Here is a 16,537-nt window from a genome sequence, read left to right as displayed (position 1 = left end):
CCGTCTGTGTGGTGTTCGTCCTACACCATCACGACGAGCGGACACCTGCCGTATCGACAACCGACGAGAAAAAATTTCTAGCCGCTGTTGCGCAACGCCGTGGCGAGACCGTTCATCGTGATCTGGATACCGCGCCGGACCCGGTCGGTGTCCTCCCCGGCACGGAACCGCCGCAGCAATTCGACCTGCAGGTGGTTGAGCGGTTCGAGATACGGGAAGCGGTTGTGCAGCGACCGCTCGAGCGCCGGATTGTCCGCGACGAGCGAGTCGTATCCCGTGATCTGCCGGTAGGCGTCGACCGTGCGGGCGTGCTCGTCGACGATGCTCCCGAACACCCGCTCGCGCAGTTCGGTGTCCTCGACGAGTTCGGAGTACCGGGCGGCCAGGCCGAGATCGGACTTGGCGAGCACCTGCGCCATGTTCGACAGCACCGAACGGAAGAACGGCCAGCGACGGTAGAGATCCTGCAGGGTCGCCAACCGGTCCGGATCACCGGCCACCCAGTCCTGCACGGCCGTTCCCGTGCCGTACCAGCCGGGGAGCATCACGCGGCTCTGGGTCCACGAGAGCACCCACGGGATGGCCCGCAGGTCGCTGATCGCCTTCGTCTGCTTGCGGGACGCGGGACGGCTGCCGATGTTGAGGGCACCGATCTCCGAGACCGGTGTCGCGGTGGTGAAGTACTCGACGAAACCCGGTGTCTCGTGCACGAGCCGGCTGTACGCGGCGCGAGCGAGATCGGCGAGTTCGTCGAGGATCCGGTAGGCCTCCGGTGCGTCCTTGCCGAGGCCCTCGACGTCGAGCAGGCTCGACTCGAGGGTCGCCGAGACGAGCGCCTCCAGGTTGCGGCGGGCGAGCACCGGTTCGCGGTACTTCGCGGCGATGACCTCGCCCTGTTCGGTCAGGCGCAGCGAGCCCTGCACCGCGCCGGGCGGCTGGGCGAGGATGGCGTCGTAGCTCGGTCCACCACCGCGGCCGACGGTGCCGCCGCGACCGTGGAACAGGCGCAGCCGGATCCCGGCGGTGCGCGCCGCCTCGACGAGGTCGAGTTCTGCGCGGTAGAGCGCCCAGTTGGCGGTGAGATAGCCGCCGTCCTTGTTGGAATCGGAGTAGCCGAGCATGATCTCCTGCAGTCCGTCGTGTCCGTCGACGAGGCTGCGGAACTCGGGCACGGCGAGCGCGGCGGTCAGCGTGGCGGCACCGCCGCGCAGGTCGTCGATCGTCTCGAACAGCGGGATGACCTGCACCGTGCTGCGCGGATAACCGCGGTCGAGATCGAGCAGCCCGACCTCCTTGAGCAGGACCTCGACCTCGAGCAGGTCGGACACCGACGTGCACATGCTGATGATGTAGTGCTCGATGGCGGCCGGTCCGATGCGACGGACCACGTCGGCCGCGGCACGCAGGATGCCGAGTTCCTTGGCGGTCTCGTCCGACAGGTGGGCGTCAGGAGCAGTGAGCGGGCGCCGGATCCGCAACTCCGCGGTGAGCAGCGCGACCTTGTCGTCCTCCGGCAGGTCGCGGTAGCGGTCGGTCACCCCCGCCCAGGAGAGCAGTTCGGCAACGACGTTCTCGTGGACCTCGGAGTTCTGCCGCAGATCGAGCGGGGCGAGATGGAAGCCGAAGACCTCGACGGCGCTGCGCAGGTGCGCGAGCCGATCGTCGGCGATCACGGCCGCGCCGCCGGCACGCAGCGAGGCGTCGACGATGTTCAGGTCGGTGTGCAGGCGGGCCGGGGTGGCATAGGGCTCGCACGGGATACGCACCGTGTGGGGCAGATCGACGCCGGGCAGCAACCTGTCCGCGGTCGCGGTGAGGCGAGCACGGATGCCGTGCACTGCGCGTCGGTACGGCTCGTCGCTGTGGGCGGGATTGTCGTCGCCCGAGTCGTCGGCGAGCTTCTTCAGAGCGCTGCTGATAATCGCGGTGCGTTCGGACATCGACAGTGCGCGTTCGAGCGCAGCGAGTTCGGTGAGGTGGTGTCGCAGCGCGGTCTCACAGGCGCGGTTCGCTGCGGTGGTGACGACCTCGCCGTCGACATTGGGGTTGCCGTCGCGGTCGCCGCCGATCCAGGTTCCGGGCCGGACCAGCGGTTCGGTGAGCACCGCCGCGTCGGGCCAGCGTCGCCGGAGTTCGCGTCGCACTTCGGCATTGAGGGCGGGAACGACGTCGAACAGCGCGAGGTCGTAGTAGCGCAGACCGTTGTCGACCTCGTCGCTGATCCTCAGACGCGCGAGCCTGATGAGCGCGGTGTCCCACAGGGTCAGGATGTGCCGGTACAGGGCGCGGTCGATCTCCTCGAGCGCGGCGGGATCGTCGGTCCTCTCCCGGCGCCGCATGAGCTCGGTGACGGCGGTCTGGACGTCGAAGACGGTACGTCGGCGGGTCTCGGTGGGATGAGCGGTGATGACGGGGGCGACGAGAGCCGATGCGAGCGCGTCGGTCACGGTATCGGCGTCGAGACTCGGGCCGGCGGCGTCGAGTTTGGCATAGGTGGCGGCGAGGCTGCTGTCCTGCGGTGGGTCGCCTGCGCGCACGTGCAGGGCCCGACGTCGTTCGCGGTGCAGGTCCTCGGCGAGATTGGCGAGCAGACCGAAATGGCTGAACGCCCGGGCGACGGGAATCAGGTCGTCGGTGGCGACGCCGGCGAAGCGTTCGGCGAGTTCGGTGCGGTCGATCTCGGAGCGCCGGATCCGGAAACTCTCCACCCGGGCGGATTCGACCAGGTCGAAGGTCTCGGGTCCCGCCTGCTCACGGATGACGTTGCCGAGGATGCCGCCGAGCAGGCGGATGTCCTCGCGGAGTGGTTCGGTCGCAGAGGCAGGCACAGTGTCCGTCATACAGCCAGTATCTGTGCCTGGCGGCCGGGGCGCGACCGCGGCAGCGGCTGTGCACCCGCGGGGATCAGCTGAACTTGATCTGCAGTCCGATGCCGAGGATCGAGATCACCCAGATGATGCCGGTGAAGACGGTGAGACGGTCGAGGTTCTTCTCCGCCACGGTCGAGCCCGAGAGATTGGACTGGACTCCGCCACCGAACAGGCTGGACAGACCACCGCCCTTACCGCGGTGCAGCAGCACCAGCAGGATGAGCAACAGGCTCGTGACGATCAGGAGGATGTCCAGGAACAGTTCCATGTCGGTGTTCGATGTCCTTCGGATGGTGGGCGACGTCGGCGTCAGCTTACCCGCTCGTCATACGGGGATGCTGCGGGTGTGCCGGGGACGGTCGTCGTGGCTGCGCGGGTCGGGGTAGCAACACCGCGGTGAGGCGAAACGCGGGTGGGGTGCAGGATCTCGTCGAGATCCTGCACCCCACCGTGATGCCGGTCGCTCTAGAGGAGCGGACCGCCTGCGGCGATCGCCGACAGCTGGGCGAATTCGTCGGCCTTGAGGGAGGCGCCTCCCACGAGGCCGCCGTCGACGTCGGTCTGAGCGATGAGCTCACCGACGTTCTTGGCGTTGACCGACCCGCCGTACAGGACGCGGACCGAGGCCGCGACCTCGGGCGAGGCCAGCTCGGCGAGGGTGTTGCGCACCGCGGCGCACACCTCCTGCGCGTCGGCCGCCGAGGCGACCTTGCCCGTGCCGATGGCCCAGACCGGCTCGTACGCGACGACGATCTTCGCGATCTCCTCGGCGGGCAGGCCGGCGAGCGAGTTCTTCAACTGCTCGACGTTGTACTCGACGTGGTTGCCGGCTTCGCGGACGTCGAGTCCTTCACCGATGCACACGATCGGCGTGAGACCGTGCCGCAGCGCGGCCTTGGTCTTGTCGCGGACGATCTCGTCGGTCTCACCGTGCAGGGTGCGACGCTCCGAGTGCCCGACGACCACGTAGGTGCAGCCGAGCTTCGCGAGCATCGCGCCGGAGATCTCGCCGGTGTAGGCGCCGGAGTCGTGGACCGACAGGTCCTGGGCTCCGTAGGTGATGCCGAGCTTGTCGCCCTCGACGAGGGTCTGCACCGAGCGGATGTCGGTGAACGGCGGGATGACCGTCACGTCGACCTTCTCGAGGTACTTCTCGGGAAGGGTGAACGCGATCTTCTGCACCAGAGCGATGGCCTCGAGGTGGTTGAGGTTCATCTTCCAGTTGCCCGCGATGAGCGGTGTCCGTGCCATGACCGTCAGCCCTCCAGAACTGCGATGCCGGGCAGTTCCTTGCCCTCGAGGTACTCGAGGGAGGCGCCACCACCGGTGGAGATGTGCGAGAAGCGGTCCTCACCGAGTCCGAGCGACCGCACGGCCGCAGCGGAGTCGCCACCGCCGACGACGCTGAACGCTCCCTTGCCGGTGGCCTCGATGATCGCTTCCGCGACACCCTTCGTTCCGGCCGCGAAGTTCTCGAACTCGAACACGCCCATGGGGCCGTTCCAGAACACCGTCTTCGCCGAGCCGAGGAGCGAGGCGAAGCGCTGCACGGATTCCGGTCCGATGTCGAGGCCCATCCATCCGTCGGGGATGGAGTCGGCCGCGACGGTCTGCAACTGTGCGTCGGCCGCGAACTTGTCGGCCACCACCACGTCCTGCGGGATGTGGATGACGTCGCCGAAGCGTTCGAGCAGCTGCTTGCAGGTGTCGATCATCGACTCCTCGAGCAGCGAGGTGCCGACCGAGTAGCCCTGTGCCGCAAGGAAGGTGAAGCACATACCGCCACCGATGACGAGCGTGTCGACCTTGGGTGCGAGCGCCTCGATGACCCCGAGCTTGTCGGAGACCTTCGAGCCGCCGAGCACCACGGCGTACGGACGCTCGGTGTCGGTGGTGAGCTTGGCGAGCACGTCGACCTCGGCTGCGACGAGACCACCCGCGTAGTGCGGGAGCAGCGTCGCGACGTCGTAGACCGACGCCTGCTTGCGGTGCACGACACCGAAGCCGTCGGAGACGAATGCGCCGTCGTCGCCGACGAGCTCGACGAGCTCACGGGCGAAGGCGAGCCGCTCGGCATCGTCCTTGCTGGTCTCGCGAGCGTCGAAGCGGACGTTCTCGAGCAGGAGGATGTCGCCGTCGGTCAGCCCTTCGGAACGCGCCAGCGCATCCTGGCCGACGACGTCGGAGGCGAGCTGGACGTTGCGGCCGAGCACCTCACCGAGCTTCGCTGCGACGGGCGCGAGCGAGTACTTCGGATCCGGCTCGCCCTTGGGGCGGCCGAGGTGCGCGGTCACGACGACCTTGGCCCCGGCCTCCGCGAGCGCGCGGATGGTGGGCGCGGACGCGAGGATGCGGCCGGCGTCGGTGATCGTGTCGCCGTCGAGCGGGACGTTGAGGTCGGAGCGCACGAGTACGCCCCGACCCTCCACACCTGCGTCGAGCAGATCCTCGAGGGTCTGAACTGCCACTGTTCAAATGTCCTGTTCTACGAGTTTCAGAGAGACTTGCCGACGAGACCGACGAGGTCGGCAAGACGATTCGAGTAGCCCCACTCGTTGTCGTACCACGAGACGACCTTGACTTGCTCGTCGATGACCTTGGTCAGAGGCGCGTCGAAGATCGACGAGTGCGGGTCGGTGACGATGTCCGAGGAGACGATCGGATCGGTGTTGTACTTCAGGATGCCCTTCAGCGGACCCTCCGCAGCAGCCTTCAGTGCGGCGTTGACCTCGTCGGCGGTGGCCTTCTTGGTGAGGGTCGCGGTGAGGTCGGTGACCGAGCCCGTCGGGACCGGGACGCGCAGCGCGTAGCCGTCGAGCTTGCCGAGCAGCTCGGGGAGCACGAGGCCGATGGCCTTGGCGGCGCCTGTGCCGGTGGGGACGATGTTCAGGGCGGCGGCGCGAGCGCGACGCAGATCCTTGTGCGGTCCATCCTGCAGGTTCTGATCCTGGGTGTACGCGTGGATCGTGGTCATCAGGCCCTTCTCGATGCCGAATTCGTCGTTCAGCACCTTTGCGAGGGGGCCGAGGCAGTTCGTGGTGCACGAGGCGTTGGAGATGATGTTCTGCGTGCCGTCGTACTTGTCGTGGTTGACACCCATGACGATGGTGATGTCCTCGTCGGTGGCGGGCGCCGAGATGATGACCTTCTTGGCACCGGCGTCGATGTGACCCTTCGCCTTGGCGGCGTTGGTGAAGATGCCGGTGGACTCGACGACGACGTCGACACCGAGGTCGCCCCACGGTAGAGCGGAGGGGCCTTCCTTGATCGAGAGGGCCTTGATCTTCTGGTCGCCGACGACGATGTCGTCGCCCTCGACATGCACGTCCTTGTCGAGGCGCCCCAGGATCGAGTCGTACTTCAGGAGCGTCGCGAGGGTGTCGTTGTCGGTGAGGTCGTTGACGGCAACGATCTCGATGTCGGTGGTACCGAGTGCCTTCTGTGCCTCGACCGCCCGGAAGAAGTTGCGCCCGATGCGTCCGAATCCGTTCACGCCTACGCGGACAGTCACAATGAAGCTCCTTTGCCCAGTATTCGATGGTCGTGGTGGTGCTCGTGCTCGTGTGACCTCCACCCTAGTGGGATGTGGCCGTACTGCGGGGAGCCGCCCGGTCGTGGCGCGAACTCCCTTGCAAGCCTGCCCCGCTATGCCTCGTCCAGCAACTCAGCGGTGACGGCCGACTCCGTGTCGGGGATCCCGAGTTCCTTCGCTCGACGATCCGCCATCGACAGCAGACGGCGGATCCGTCCCGCGACGGCATCCTTGGTCATCGGCGGATCGGCGAGCTGACCGAGTTCCTCGAGGGACGCCTGACGGTGCTGCACGCGCAGCGCGCCGGCGGCGGCGAGGTGATCGGGAACGTCGGCGCCCAGGATCGCCAACGCCCGCTCGACCCGCGCAGCGGCAGCGACGGCGGCGCGTGCGGACCGGCGCAGATTGGCGTCGTCGAAGTTGGCGAGACGGTTCGCGGTCGCCCGCACCTCGCGGCGCATGCGACGTTCCTCCCAGACCAGCCGGGTGTCCTGCGCGCCCATGTGGGTGAGCAGCGCGCCGATGGCCTCGCCGTCGCGGATCACCACGCGGTCGGCGCCGCGCACCTCACGTGCCTTGGCGGTGACGCCGAGCCGGCGGGCGGCGCCGACGAGCGCGAGGGCGGCCTCCGGGCCGGGGCAGCTGACCTCGAGGGCCGAGGAACGGCCCGGTTCGGTGAGCGAACCGTGGGCGAGGAACGCTCCGCGCCACGCCGCGGCGGAGTCGGAGACGCTGCCACCGACCACCTGCGCAGGCAGTCCGCGCACGGGTCGTCCGCGCCCGTCGAGCAGGCCGGTGCGGCGGGCCAGCGCCTCACCGTCCTTGCCGACGCGGACGATGTACCGGGAGCTCTTGCGCAGACCGCCCGCGCCGAGCACCTGGATCTCGGCGGGATAGCTGTAGAGCTCGAAGATCTCGCGGCGGAGGCGACGTGCGATCGATCCGAGGTCGACCTCGGCCTCGACGACCACCCGTCCGGCGACGATGTGCAATCCCCCGGCGAAGCGCAGGAGGGCGGACACCTCGGCCTTGCGATTGCTGATCCTGGTGACCGACAACCTGCTCAGCTCGTCCTTGACCTCCGCTGTCATTGCCACGAGACGCTCTCCCTCCCGTCCCCGCGCGCGGCACGGACTCCACCGCGCGAGGACAGACATGTTTCCAGTGCCCCCGCCAACTTGGCGGGGTCGTGTCGATGCGTACCGGGCTCGGCGACGTCGACGAACGAGACGTCCGCTCCGAATCGGGCCGCGGACCGGCTCAGGTGCTCGCGCTCGCGTCCTTCCGGTACCGAGGCAGCATCCACGACGACGTGGTCGACACGGAAATCGGGGGCGTGCTGGGCGAGAACGTGCAGGTGACGTTCCGCGGAGAAGCCGGCGGTCTCCCCCGGTTCCGCCGCGAGGTTGAGCACGAGGACCTTGAGCGCCGTCGTGTGGACCAGCGCCTCGTGCAGGTCCGGGACGAGCACGTGCGGGATGACGCTCGAGAACCAGGATCCCGGGCCGAGCACCACGAGATCGGCCTCGCACACGGCGTCGAGCGCCGGCGGGCAGGCCGGCGGATCGGCGGGGATCAGGCGGACGCGGCGCACCTTGCCCGGGGTGGTCGCCACCGCGACCTGTCCCCGGATGCAGCGGCTCACCCGCGGGTCGGATTCGAGTCCCGACACGTCGGCCTCGATGTCGAGCGGGATCGGCGACATCGGCAGCACACGGCCGCGCACGTCGAGGACGCGGGCGAGCATGTCGAGGGCAGTGACGGTGTCGCCCGCCACCTCGGCGAGCCCGGCGAGGATCAGGTTGCCGACGGAGTGTCCCGCGAGGGCGCCCGTACCGCCGAAGCGGTGTTGCACCGTCTCGGTCCACACCCGGACCTCGTCGTCGCAGCCGGCGAGCGCGGCGAGCGCCATGCGCAGGTCGCCGGGTGGAACGACGCCGAGTTCGGCGCGCAGCCGTCCCGAGGAACCTCCGTCGTCGGCGACGGTCACGACGGCGGTGACCCGGTCGGTGAGGCGCCGGACGGCGCTGAGCGTCGCGTACAGGCCGTGTCCGCCGCCGAGCGCGGTGATCGCAGGACCGGGCACCGTCCCGGAGCCCGGAGCGCTCTCGGAGTTCGGCGTGCTGTCGGAGTCGGGAGTCTCGGCGGCGTTCACTCGCGCCCCAGATCCCGGTGCACCACGTTCACCGTCAGATCCGGTGCCTGCTCGAGGCGTGCGGCGAGGGCCTCGGCCATCGCCACGCTCCGGTGTTTCCCTCCGGTGCAGCCCACTGCAATCGTCATGTAGCGCTTCCCCTCCCGACGGTAACCGGCGGTCGTCAGATCGAGCAGCCGGTGATAGGTGGCGAGATAGTCCTCGGCACCGTCGCGGGAGAGTACATAGTCGCGCACCGCCGCGTCCTGCCCGGTGTGCGGACGCAGTTCGGCGATCCAATGGGGGTTCGGCAGGAACCGCACGTCGCACACGACGTCGGAGTCCATGGGCAGGCCGTACTTGAAGCCGAACGACTCCACGGTCACCCGGATGGTGTCGGATGCGGCGTCGCCGAAGGCCGCCTCGATCTTGCGACGCAGATCGGGCCCGGACAGCGCGGAGGTATCGATGACGAGGTCGGCCGCGGCCTTCACAGGAGCAAGCTGCTCGCGTTCGACGGCGATGCCGTCGGTGAGCGTGCGATCGGCCGTGTCGGACTGCAGCGGATGACTGCGGCGTACCTGCTCGAACCGCCGGACGAGCACCGAGTCGGCGGCTTCGAGGAACAGCACCCGGGTATTGACCGGGCGGGCCGCCAGATCGGTGACGACGCGTTCGAGGTCGCCGGTGAACAACCGGCTGCGCACGTCCATCACCACGGCGAGACGTTGCAGCGGAGGTTCGGCCTGCACCGCGAGATCGATCATCGACAGCATCAGCTGGGGCGGGAGGTTCTCCGCGACGTACCACCCGAGATCCTCGAGGGCGGTCGCCGCCGTACTCAGTCCGGCTCCGGACAGGCCGGTGACGACGATGACCTCGGCCTGCGCCGGCCGTTCACCGTCGACACCCTGTTCCGAACCGTCCGCCATTCCCGGGATCCGACCCACTTCGGTCACTGTTCCGACTCCGCTCGTACTCCCGACACGCCGACGGAGCCATCATCGCCTACCGGCGTGTCGCCCGCATCCGCGGCAGCCGGGTCGACCACAGGTGCCGTAACCGGAGCGCCCGCAGGGGCGGGGGTGGCATCGCTCTCGTCCGCGACGGCCGGGGAGTCGGTGTCCTGCGGCGATTCGGCCGGAGCGGGTGCGTCACCCCGCAGCGCCTCGAGGACGGCCTTCGCCGTGGCCTGCCCGATCCCGGGCACCGCGGTGATCTCCTCGACGCTCGCCTCCCGCAGTCGCGCGACGGACCCGAAGTGGGTGACGAGCGCCTTGCGCCGGGTATCGCCGAGACCGCGGACCCCGTCGAGAGCGGAGGCCGTCATGCGCTTGGACCGCTTGCTGCGGTGGTAGGTGATCGCGAAACGGTGTGCCTCGTCGCGGATGCGCTGCAGCAGGAACAGCGACTCGCTGGTCCGCGGGAGGATCACCGGATCCTCCTCCCCCGGCACCCACACCTCCTCGAGACGCTTCGCGAGTCCGACGACCGCGACATCGGTGACACCGAGTTCGTCGAGGACCTCGCCCGCAGCCGCGACCTGCGGTGCACCACCGTCGACGACGAACAGGTTCGGCGGATAGGCGAACCGCCGCGGACGGCCCGTCGCCGGGTCCAGTGCCGCTTCGGGCGCCAGATCCCCGCCGTCGCCTCCCTCCGGGGCGGAACCGTCCGGATCTGCCTGCCGGGCGAGGTCGCGGTTGTGGCGGAGGAAACGCCGGCGCGTGACCTCGGCGATCGAAGCGACGTCGTCGGAGTGCCCGTCGCCGGCGGCGTGCTTGATGGCGTAGTGCCGGTAGTCGGACTTACGGGGCAACCCGTCCTCGAAGACGACCAGCGATGCGACGACGTCGGTGCCCTGCACGTGGCTGATGTCGACGCACTCGATGCGCAGCGGCGCCGAGTCGAGGTCGAGGGCGTCCTGGATGCCCTGCAACGCCGCCGATCGGGCGTTGAAGTCGCCCGCGCGCCGCAGCTTGTGCTGCGCGAGTGCTTCCTTGGCATTGCGCTCGACCGTGTCGGCCAGTGCCTTCTTGTCGCCGCGCTGCGGGATGCGCAGACGCACGGGACCGCCGCGCAGGCGCCCGAGCCAGCGGCTCATCTCGTCCGGGTCGGGCGGCAGGGCGGGAACGAGCACCTCGCGCGGCACAGCGCTGGTGGCGTCCGCGTCGTCGGTGCCGAGCGCGGCCTCCTCGCCGTAGAACTGGGTGAGGAACTGTTCGACGAGCAGCGAGAGTTCTTCGGCGTCGTCGGTCCCCTCGGCGGCCTCGACGCCTTCGACGTCGCGGTCCTCGGGACGGTCGAGCACGTCACCGGACTTCTCGACGACCCAGCCCCGCTGACCCCGCACGCGACCGCCGCGCACATGGAAGACCTGGACGGCCACCTCGAGGTCGTCGCCCGCGAACGCCACGAGGTCGGCGTCGGTGCCGTCGCCGAGCACGACGGCCTGCTTCTCGAGTGCCTTGCGCAGCGCCCCCAGATCGTCGCGCAGGCGAGCTGCGGTCTCGAAGTCGAGTTCCTCCGCGGCGGCCTGCATCCGCTTCTCGACATCGCGGACGAGCTTGTCGGTGCGACCGGCGAGGAAGTCGCAGAAGTCCTCGACGATGCGGCGATGTTCGTCGGCGGAGACGCGTCCGACGCACGGCGCGGAGCACTTGTCGATGTAGCCGAGCAGGCACGGGCGGCCGATCTGCGCGTGCCGCTTGAAGACCCCGGCCGAGCACGTGCGCGACGGGAACACCCGCAGCAGCAGGTCGAGGGTCTCGCGGATCGCCCAGGCGTGCGAGTAGGGACCGAAATAGCGCACACCCTTGCGGCGCGGCCCACGATAGACGAACAGGCGGGGATATTCCTCGTTCAACGTGACCGCGAGCATCGGGTACGTCTTGTCGTCGCGGTAGCGGACGTTGAACCGGGGGTCGAACTCCTTGATCCAGTTGTACTCGAGTTGGAGTGCCTCGACCTCGGTGCGCACCACCGTCCACTCGACCCGGCCCGCGGTGGTCACCATCTGACGGGTGCGCGGATGCAGCGAGGCGATATCGGCGAAGTACGAGTTCAGGCGGGACCGGAGGTTCTTCGCCTTGCCGACGTAGACGACCCGGCCGTGCGGGTCGCGGAACTTGTAGACCCCCGGCTCCGTGGGAATGGAACCGGGGGCTGGGCGATATGTCGAGGGGTCGGGCACAGGTCCAGGCTAGTCGTCGCCCCTGACGGCTCCGCCGTCCTTGTCACTGACGGCTCCGCCGTCCTTGTCACTGACGGCTCCGCCGTCGTCATTACGCCTGACGGCTCCGCCGCCGTCGTGGTTGTCGCGGACGGTGTAGCGGGATTCGAGTTCGCGGAAAAGCTCGAGCGCGTCCACGGCGCGTTCCCCGTCGCGCGCCTGGATGGCGACGACGGGCACGTACTCGTCGAACGGCAGCTCGAGACGGGCCCAGGGTGCGCCGTGGTCGAAGAACAGCCCGCGCACGTCGGTCCACGGGATGTGTCGTTCGGCGACCACGTTGCGGACGGAGACGCCGTCGGCACCCGCCCGCAGCCGCGGCCGGGTGAACAGCAGGACGCCTCCGGTGAGCACGACACCGATGGCGAGGATCGCGATCTGGTCGACAACCCGCAGGTTCACACCGGTGTCGCCGCCCCCGCGGAGCACGAGCGCCGCGAAGATGTGGACGGCCATGACGACGACCGCCGCCACGACGACCCAGCGCCGCATCTTCTCCGGGCGTACCTCGAGATCCCAGCCGGTCTCGTCGCGGGTCAACGCGCCGCCTTCCGCAGCCGCCGCAGGGTCACGGCAGTGTCGAGCGCCGCCGCGCAGGCCTGGCCGCCCTTGTCCTCTGCGGAGCCGGGCAGACCGGCGCGGTCGCGGGCCTGCTGTTCGGTGTCGGTGGTGAGGACGCCGTTGCCCACTGGGGTGCCCTCGTCGAGCGCGATCCGGGTGAGGCCGTAGGTCACGGCGTCGCACACGTACTCGAAGTGCGGCGTGCCGCCACGGATCACCACGCCGAGCGCGACGACCGCGTCGTGGGTGCGGGCGAGCTGCTGTGCGACGACGGGAAGCTCGATCGCTCCGGCGACCCGCTCGAGGGTGACGTCGGTGACGCCCGCCTGCTCGGCGACACGCTGTGCGCCGGCGATGAGGGCGTCGGAGATCTCGGTGTGCCAGCGACCGGCGACGATCGCGAGGCTCAGTCCCGCGGCGTCGGCGAGCTGCAGGTCGGGCAGGCCTTCGCCGCTCATCAGGCGTCTCCCTCGTCGAACTCGTCGAGACCGATCAGGTCGTGGCCCATGCGATCGCGCTTGGTGCGCAGGTACGAGATGTTCTCGCGGTTCGCGCGCAACGGCATCGGGACGCGCTCGGTGATCTGCAGGCCATAGCCGTCGAGACCGACGCGCTTGGCCGGGTTGTTGGTCAGCAGGCGCATCGACGAGATGCCGAGGTCGACGAGGATCTGGGCGCCGATGCCGTAGTCGCGGGCGTCGGCGGGCAGGCCGAGCTGCAGGTTGGCGTCGACGGTGTCGGAACCGGAGTCCTGCAGCTGGTAGGCCTGCAGCTTGTGCATCAGGCCGATGCCGCGTCCCTCGTGGCCGCGCATGTACAGCACGACGCCGCGGCCTTCCTCGGCCACCATCTCGAGGGCGGCGTCGAGCTGCGGACCGCAGTCGCAGCGCAGCGACCCGAAGACGTCGCCGGTCAGGCATTCGGAGTGCACGCGCACGAGCACGTCGGAGCCGTCGCCGTCCGGGCCGGCGATGTCGCCGCGGACGAGCGCGACGTGTTCGACCTCGTCGTAGATGCTCTGGTAGCCGACGGCCGTGAAGTCGCCGTGCCGGGTGGGGATGCGGGCCTCGGCGACGCGCACGACATGCTTCTCGTGCTTGCGGCGCCACGCGATGAGATCCGCGATCGAGATCAGGGCGAGCTCGTGCTCGTCGGCGAAGACCCGCAGTTCGTCGGTGCGGGCCATCTCGCCTTCGTCCTTCTGCGAGACGATCTCGCAGATGACGCCGGCCGGCCGCAGGTCGGCCATGCGGGCGAGGTCGACGGCGGCCTCGGTGTGCCCGGGCCGGCGCAGGACGCCGCCCTCCTTGGCGCGCAGCGGCACCACGTGACCGGGACGCGTGAAGTCCTGGGCAGTGGAGGTCGGGTCGGCGAGCAGCCGCATGGTGGCGGCGCGGTCGGACGCGGAGATACCCGTGCCGATGCCTTCCTTCGCGTCGACGGTGACCGTGTAGGCGGTGCCGTGCTTGTCCTGGTTGACGCTGTACATGGGAGGCAGACCGAGACGGTCGCAGTCCTCACCGTCCAGCGGCACGCACAGGTACCCGGATGTGTAGCGGACCATGAACGCCACGAGTTCCGGCGTTGCCTTCTCCGCGGCGAAGATGAGGTCGCCCTCGTTTTCACGGTCTTCGTCGTCGACCACGACGACCGCCTTACCGGCGGCGATGTCGGCGACCGCGCGCTCGATGGTGTCGAACCTCGTCACTTCCCTGGACTCCAACTCTCGTATCCGGACGACTCGTGCTCCGCGTCCACTGTCGATCTCCACAGTACGACGCGTCAGCGCGCGTTCTGCAGGCGCTCCACGTACTTGGCGATCACGTCGACCTCGAGGTTGACGAGGGTGCCCGGCTCGGCGGTGCCGAGGGTCGTCAGCGACAGGGTGGTCGGGATGAGCGAGATCTCGAACCACTCCTCCCCTCGTTCCCCTCCGAGACCCGAGACCGTCAGCGAGACACCGTCGACGGTGATCGAGCCCTTTTCGACGACGTAGCGGGAGATTTCGGCCGGGAGCGAGATGCGCACCACGGTCCAGTTCTCCGAGGGTGTGCGGGAGACGACGGCGCCGGTGGCGTCGACGTGGCCCTGCACGAGGTGGCCGCCGAGGCGGCTGTTCAGTGCGGCGGCGCGTTCGAGGTTGACGGAGCTGCCGAGGGTGAGCTGTCCGAGCGACGACCGGTTCAGCGTCTCCTGCATCACATCGGCGGTGAAGGCCCCGCCGTCGAGGACGTCGACGACCGTCAGGCACACCCCGTTGACCGCGATCGAATCGCCGTGCTTGGCGTCGGAGGTGACCAGCGGTCCGCGCACGGTGAAGCGTGCCGCGTCGGCGAGGTCCTCCTTCGCGACGATCTCCCCGAGTTCCTCGACGATGCCGGTGAACATGTTCCGCTCCTTAGCTCCCGATCCGCGACCGGGTCCGATTCAGTTGTCCCGGTCCGGGACGAGTGTCAACAGAATGTCCGAGCCGACGGTCTCGACCCGTTCCCGGCGGAACCGTAGCGCGTCGGAGATCGTGCCCACGCCGGCGTCCTCGACGGCGGCCTCACCGGCTCCGAGCACGACGGGCGCCAGGTAGGCCTGGATGCGGTCGACGCAGCCCGCTGCGAGGAAGGCGCCCGCGAGCCGGGGGCCGCCCTCGAGCAGCACGTCGGGTCGGTCGCCGAGCGCGTCGAGCACCTCCCCGATGTCGTGGGTGCGCAACACCAGCGTCGGCGCCGCGTCGTCGAGAACCCTTGCAGAGGTGGGAATCTCACGCATGCCGACGACGACCCGCAGCGGCTGGTGCGGCGCGAGTTCACCGTCGGGCAGACGGGCGGTCAGCCACGGATCGTCGGCGAGGACGGTGCCGGTTCCGACGATGATGGCATCGAGCCGGCTGCGCTGGTCGTGCACGCGCGCACGCGATTCGGGACCGGAGATCCACTTGCTCGTGCCGTCGGCGGCCGCGCTGCGGCCGTCCATCGACGCGGCGTACTTCCACGTGACGTGCGGCCGGCCGGTGTGCTGCCGGTGCAGCCATGCCCGCAGCGGGCCGCGCGCGACGGCCTCGGCACCGAGGCCGGGATGCACGGCGATGCCCGCGGCGCGAAGAGTGTCGGCGCCTCCCCCGGCGACGGGATTCGGGTCGGCGACGGAGTAGTACACCGTCGCGATCCCCGCCTCGATGAGGGCAAGCGCGCACGGGCCGGTGCGGCCGGTGTGGTTGCACGGTTCGAGGGTGACGACGGCGGTGCCGCCGCGCGCGCGTTCGCCCGCTGCCTCGAGTGCCCGGACCTCCGCGTGCGGACCGCCGGCTGGTGCGGTGGCCCCGACACCCGCCACCGCGCCGTCCGCGTCGAGGATCACCGCTCCGACAGGCGGGTTGGGGCTGGTCGTGCCCCGCACGGCCTCCGAGGCGTCGAGCGCGAACTGGAGGGCTTCGGCGATCTCGGGTGCGGTCACGGCGCGAGCGTCAGGTGCGGGGATGCAGCCCCGGCCTGCGCCCGCAGCTTGCGGACCGCCTCACCGGGATCGGCGGCGCCGTAGACGGCGGACCCGGCGACGAAGCAGTCCACACCGGCTTCCGCGGCGGCCTCGATGGTGTCGGCGTTGATGCCGCCGTCGATCTCGACGAGCAGGCGCAGTTCACCCGAGTCGACGAGGCGACGCACCTGACGGGCCTTGTCGAGGACGTCCGGGATGAAGGACTGACCACCGAAGCCCGGCTCGACGCTCATCACCAGCAGCGTGTCGAATTCCTTCAGGATCTCGAGATAGGGCTCGATGGGGGTGCCGGGCTTGACGGACAGCCCGGCCTTGCCGCCGGCCGCGCGGATGTCGCGGGCCACGGAGACCGGGTCGTCGGTCGCCTCCGCGTGGAAGGTGACGTTGTGGGCACCGGCCTCGGCGTAGGGCGGAGCCCACCGACCGGGGTTCTCGATCATCAGGTGACAGTCGAGCGGGATGTCGGTCGCCTTCAGCAGCGACTCGACGACCGGGAGACCGAGCGTCAGGTTCGGAACGAAATGGGCGTCCATCACGTCGACGTGGAGCCAATCGGCACCGGCGACGGCCTGCGCCTCGTCGGCGAGACGAGCGAAATCCGCGGACAGGATGGACGGAGCGATCATCGGGTGGGCCACAACCGACGAGTCTAGTCGGCGCCCTCCACCGGGTCGGACCTGCGTCGGACCGGCGGTCCACAGCCGAACCGCCGGGAATTT

14 protein-coding genes and 1 pseudogene are annotated in these 16,537 nt (G+C 69.4%); all 15 read right to left on the bottom strand.

The features are described 5' to 3' along the window. Window positions 1-77: 77 nt before the first annotated feature. Window positions 78-2,840, bottom strand: a complete 2,763-nt coding sequence (gene ppc, locus B9C99_RS15740; RefSeq protein WP_088898511.1) for a phosphoenolpyruvate carboxylase — start codon at window positions 2,838-2,840, stop codon at window positions 78-80. Window positions 2,841-2,904: 64 nt separating this feature from the next. Further along, window positions 2,905-3,138 (bottom strand): preprotein translocase subunit SecG, encoded by a 234-nt coding sequence (gene secG, locus B9C99_RS15735; protein WP_006551479.1) that lies wholly within the window; start codon window positions 3,136-3,138, stop codon window positions 2,905-2,907. A 197-nt stretch (window positions 3,139-3,335) separates the two neighbouring features. Continuing rightward, window positions 3,336-4,121 (bottom strand): triose-phosphate isomerase, encoded by a 786-nt coding sequence (gene tpiA, locus B9C99_RS15730; RefSeq protein ID WP_088898510.1) that lies wholly within the window; start codon window positions 4,119-4,121, stop codon window positions 3,336-3,338. Window positions 4,122-4,126: 5 nt separating this feature from the next. Beyond that, window positions 4,127-5,338, bottom strand: coding sequence for a phosphoglycerate kinase (gene pgk / locus B9C99_RS15725; protein WP_088898509.1), 1,212 nt, complete (start codon window positions 5,336-5,338; stop codon window positions 4,127-4,129). Window positions 5,339-5,364: 26 nt separating this feature from the next. After that, window positions 5,365-6,381, bottom strand: a complete 1,017-nt coding sequence (gene gap, locus B9C99_RS15720; RefSeq protein WP_088898508.1) for a type I glyceraldehyde-3-phosphate dehydrogenase — start codon at window positions 6,379-6,381, stop codon at window positions 5,365-5,367. A 134-nt stretch (window positions 6,382-6,515) separates the two neighbouring features. Further along, entirely contained in the window at window positions 6,516-7,499 is a 984-nt protein-coding gene (whiA, locus tag B9C99_RS15715; RefSeq protein ID WP_006551475.1) for a DNA-binding protein WhiA, read from the bottom strand. Then, a complete protein-coding gene (yvcK, locus tag B9C99_RS15710; RefSeq protein WP_088898507.1) occupies window positions 7,490-8,557 on the bottom strand; it encodes a uridine diphosphate-N-acetylglucosamine-binding protein YvcK in 1,068 nt (355 codons plus the stop codon). The genes whiA and yvcK overlap by 10 nt, the downstream gene beginning before the upstream one ends. After that, window positions 8,554-9,468 carry an RNase adapter RapZ gene (gene rapZ, locus B9C99_RS15705; RefSeq protein ID WP_059381381.1) on the bottom strand — a complete coding sequence of 305 codons (915 nt, stop codon included), beginning with the start codon at window positions 9,466-9,468 and terminating at the stop codon, window positions 8,554-8,556. The genes yvcK and rapZ overlap by 4 nt, the downstream gene beginning before the upstream one ends. A 23-nt stretch (window positions 9,469-9,491) precedes the next feature. Next, window positions 9,492-11,729 (bottom strand): excinuclease ABC subunit UvrC, encoded by a 2,238-nt coding sequence (gene uvrC / locus B9C99_RS15700; RefSeq protein WP_088898506.1) that lies wholly within the window; start codon window positions 11,727-11,729, stop codon window positions 9,492-9,494. Window positions 11,730-11,864: 135 nt separating this feature from the next. After that, window positions 11,865-12,260 (bottom strand): annotated as a pseudogene (locus B9C99_RS15695) (PH domain-containing protein); the annotation flags it as partial. Window positions 12,261-12,304: 44 nt separating this feature from the next. Continuing rightward, window positions 12,305-12,787, bottom strand: a complete 483-nt coding sequence (gene ribH, locus B9C99_RS15690) for a 6,7-dimethyl-8-ribityllumazine synthase (protein WP_016691694.1) — start codon at window positions 12,785-12,787, stop codon at window positions 12,305-12,307. Then, entirely contained in the window at window positions 12,787-14,037 is a 1,251-nt protein-coding gene (locus tag B9C99_RS15685; protein ID WP_016691693.1) for a bifunctional 3,4-dihydroxy-2-butanone-4-phosphate synthase/GTP cyclohydrolase II, read from the bottom strand. Before B9C99_RS15685 ends, ribH begins: the two co-directional genes overlap by 1 nt. A gap of 74 nt (window positions 14,038-14,111) precedes the next feature. Beyond that, window positions 14,112-14,717 (bottom strand): riboflavin synthase, encoded by a 606-nt coding sequence (locus tag B9C99_RS15680; protein ID WP_088898504.1) that lies wholly within the window; start codon window positions 14,715-14,717, stop codon window positions 14,112-14,114. A gap of 39 nt (window positions 14,718-14,756) precedes the next feature. Next, a complete protein-coding gene (ribD, locus tag B9C99_RS15675; protein ID WP_088898503.1) occupies window positions 14,757-15,776 on the bottom strand; it encodes a bifunctional diaminohydroxyphosphoribosylaminopyrimidine deaminase/5-amino-6-(5-phosphoribosylamino)uracil reductase RibD in 1,020 nt (339 codons plus the stop codon). Then, complete coding sequence (rpe, locus tag B9C99_RS15670) at window positions 15,773-16,456, bottom strand: ribulose-phosphate 3-epimerase (protein ID WP_016691690.1); 684 nt, start codon at window positions 16,454-16,456, stop codon at window positions 15,773-15,775. The genes ribD and rpe overlap by 4 nt, the downstream gene beginning before the upstream one ends. Between the last annotated feature and the right edge of the window lie 81 nt (window positions 16,457-16,537).

This window comes from Rhodococcus sp. BUPNP1 (assembly GCF_002215235.1).
Classification (GTDB): domain Bacteria; phylum Actinomycetota; class Actinomycetes; order Mycobacteriales; family Mycobacteriaceae; genus Rhodococcus.
This window is presented reverse-complemented; position numbering and strand designations above follow the sequence as displayed.

Coding starts and splice junctions, on each gene's coding strand:
- ppc (WP_088898511.1), bottom strand. CDS start 2,840: ATGACGGACACTGTGCCTGCCTCTGCGACCGAACCACTCCGCGAGGAC.
- secG (WP_006551479.1), bottom strand. CDS start 3,138: ATGGAACTGTTCCTGGACATCCTCCTGATCGTCACGAGCCTGTTGCTC.
- ribH (WP_016691694.1), bottom strand. CDS start 12,787: ATGAGCGGCGAAGGCCTGCCCGACCTGCAGCTCGCCGACGCCGCGGGA.
- rapZ (WP_059381381.1), bottom strand. CDS start 9,468: ATGGCGGACGGTTCGGAACAGGGTGTCGACGGTGAACGGCCGGCGCAG.
- B9C99_RS15680 (WP_088898504.1), bottom strand. CDS start 14,717: ATGTTCACCGGCATCGTCGAGGAACTCGGGGAGATCGTCGCGAAGGAG.
- tpiA (WP_088898510.1), bottom strand. CDS start 4,121: ATGGCACGGACACCGCTCATCGCGGGCAACTGGAAGATGAACCTCAAC.